The organism is Actinomycetota bacterium (assembly GCA_030684515.1).
GTDB lineage: Bacteria > Actinomycetota > Actinomycetes > S36-B12 > S36-B12 > UBA11398.
On record JAUXVJ010000018.1, the window covers coordinates 1 to 2791 of the forward strand.

General features: G+C 65.7%; 2 protein-coding genes and 1 pseudogene. All 3 read right to left on the reverse strand.

Features of this window, described 5'->3' with window-relative positions:
• Positions 1 to 43: 43 nt before the first annotated feature.
• A pseudogene (locus tag Q8M73_08365) lies at positions 44 to 223 on the reverse strand (MBL fold metallo-hydrolase).
• A gap of 35 nt (positions 224 to 258) precedes the next feature.
• Positions 259 to 2013, reverse strand: coding sequence for a hypothetical protein (locus Q8M73_08370; GenBank protein ID MDP2288559.1), 1755 nt, complete (start codon positions 2011 to 2013; stop codon positions 259 to 261).
• A gap of 683 nt (positions 2014 to 2696) precedes the next feature.
• Positions 2697 to 2791, reverse strand: a 95-nt coding sequence (locus Q8M73_08375) for an MBL fold metallo-hydrolase (protein MDP2288560.1), incomplete at its 5' end; no start/stop codon positions are given.

Below are 2791 nucleotides of genomic sequence, written 5' to 3' on the forward strand. Positions count from 1 at the left end.
TCACGACGACTAGCTCACGAAGGCCGACGAGCCCTTCACCAGTTCACCACTGACGCGCGCGCCATTCGGCCAGATGTGGTCGTTCGGTGCCCAAGGTTGTGTCATGCCCGTGTCCCGGGTAGACCCACGTCTCATCGGGCATTACACCGAAGAGTTTGGTCTCTACTCCATCAAGCAGGCTCTGGAAGCGCGCCGGGTCTCCCCAGGTGTTGCCCACGCCACCGTCAGCCAGCGCACCACCTGCACCCTTTAGGGCCGCTAGCGCGCGGTACCGGGAGTCAGGTCACGCTTCCCCACGGTCAGGAACTCGATATCGCCGACGAAGAGGGCCCCACTTGAGGTCTGGTCCATCAGGATCGCGACCTCGGCAAGGTCACCAAGGTCGACTCCCACGAAGTCGGACAGCGGAATACGCAGGTCGGTGAACGGGACGATCCCGGTGAAGAACGTCGCCCCGCCGGCATCATCATGGCGTCTGTCCCCGCCCGGATAGCCAAGCGCGGGCTCATCCGTCCGTGTGGTCACCACCGCCGCGCGGCCTTTGCGATCACTGACCTGAACTGTCAGGGCCTGCGCTTCGCCGAACGAGTTGAGGTCAGAGGCCGGGTCCACGGCGGCCCGTAGGCTCAATGTGCTCGCTCGTCTGAGATCGCCTTGCCCCTCCGGGATGGCCAGGCGCAAGGCCGCGCTGCTGGACTCCCAGACAAGCACCGCGAGGGCGGGCTGGCCCGGGATCGTCACCGTGCTACGCCGACAAGCCTCCGTCTGGGGCTTGGTGACCAGCGTGTAGAACCCCTTCGGGCAGAACTGGACTACGAGGTTGTCCGCAGTGACCGACCCGCCCAGCAGGTTCTTGGCGAGCTCACCTGCCGAAGCCGGGACGAGCAGAGCCTCGCGTTCGTCCGCGGGAGACAGGTAGGCGACCCGTGCCGGCAGCCCGAGCACCGTATCTGGGGCTGCCTCGGCCACCACTATCCCGAGATCGGCCCGCGCCCGCTCGGTCTCGCTGGCGTCGTGAGTGAAGAGCAGGTCCAGGAAGCTTCCGGCGTAGTCAGCCAACCACTCCCGCTGCCGGTCGGCGTCCAGCGGCGACTGACAATCAGTGCGCGAGGACTGGTCCACCATGTCCGGGGGCAATGCGGTGTTGAACCCGTTGTGGCTTGCCCCCTGCAGGAACGTGGAGGCAACCCACTCGGTCTGGTCGGGCGCCAGCCGAGGGCCTTCAAAGAAGAACTGACCGGATTGGTCCGTTACGTCGCCGTCGCAGCCGGCCAGGATTGTTGCGACAGGCATGTCGATCGAAGCCCAAGGGTTGCGGAACGTGGTGGCAGCAGCGACCAGCAAGCTGCCGGCAACCGGCCCGTAGCCCCTGCTCCCCGCATTGGGCAGGATTTCATCGGCCAGCGCAACGGCAGCCTCGCCTCCGCGCGAGTGCCCGATGAACGCCAATCGGGCGGGATCGGTTCGCCCCTCCAGATCCACGCCAAAGTCCGGACTTCCGCCCGAGGCTGCGTCGGCCAAGGCGCTTAGGTGCAGGTCAGTCAATTGCTCCATGCGCTCGCCCGGGACGGGTTCGCCGAAGCCGAAGGTATTTTCTGCGTTCAGGTTCGGGGCTACTACGACATACCCGCGTGCAGCCAGCTCCCCCAGCAGATAGCCGAATCCCGCGTAATTGGCCTGCTCGACCTCCGGGTCGCAGGGCCAGCGGTCCACACCCGTCGCATCCAGCGGGCACCCCGCGTGGTTTCCGTGCAGCACCATGACCACAGGAAACGGGCCAGCGCCCTCGGCGGGCGCGGAAATGAGCCCGTTCACCCGCACCGGCATGTGCCGGAATCGACTGCCAACCGGGAAGCCCTTCTGCACGACGGTGGAATCGCCGAGGTCGTACTCGACTAGGTGGACCAGCCCAGGGCGCGAAACCGCGGAGTGGGCTCCCTGGCTGGCGCAGCCGGTCCCCATCCCCAGCGTGGAAGCCAGGAGCACTGCGGCCCACGTCCGTCCACGGATCATCCGGTCACCTTCGGTCGGCGGTGTGAAGCCATTTCAGCGTAATCGTCAACCCTGGGTGAAGGTCGGCGATGGTGGGCCGCTGGTTGCCCTTCGGCGACACTGTGAGAGCAGGGCAGGAGCAGCTACCGGACGACGGCGCCCGCAGGGATCACGCACTCGCGAACCCCGAGGACTAGACCAGCCCCCGGAGCATGCCGAACCTCGATAGGGCGAGAACTCGAATGCTCCGTCGACGAGGTGCCAGGTCACCAGCCGCGTGTGGTGAGGAGGCGGGTGGCGTGCCGCTCATCGCCAAGCTGAGCTCGTTGTGATCGCCGTTCAGACGTCTTGGGAATTCCGACTCCGGCAATGGGTGGCGTATCACGGGCCGGCCGGGTGGGCTGACTTCTGCCGTTGGGCGACGAAGCTGTCATTGCACGAAGTGACGCCTCCCGACGGGCGATACGCGGCCACTTGACCGGCCACTTCTGCTATCGGAGCTTCATGCCAGACGGAACTGAAACCTGACCATCGGGAGAGTCAACGCCCGCAGGAGGGGTTTGGACTCCCATAGGCAGAGCACCTCGAGCACGCACGCCCTCTGCTTGGATGTTGACAGATGGTCTCTAGAAGATCCGGCCAGAAGTCGCCGCGGCTTTCGTCACGACGACTAGCTCACGAAGGCCGACGAGCCCTTCACCAGTTCACCACTGACGCGCGCGCCATTCGGCCAGATGTGGTCGTTCGGTGCCCAAGGTTGTGTCATGCCCGTGTCCCGGGTAGACCCACGTCTCATCGG

Bases quoted from the DNA above. Each gene is read 5' to 3' on its own strand.
- Q8M73_08370 (MDP2288559.1), bottom strand. From the start codon at position 2,013: ATGATCCGTGGACGGACGTGGGCCGCAGTGCTCCTGGCTTCCACGCTG.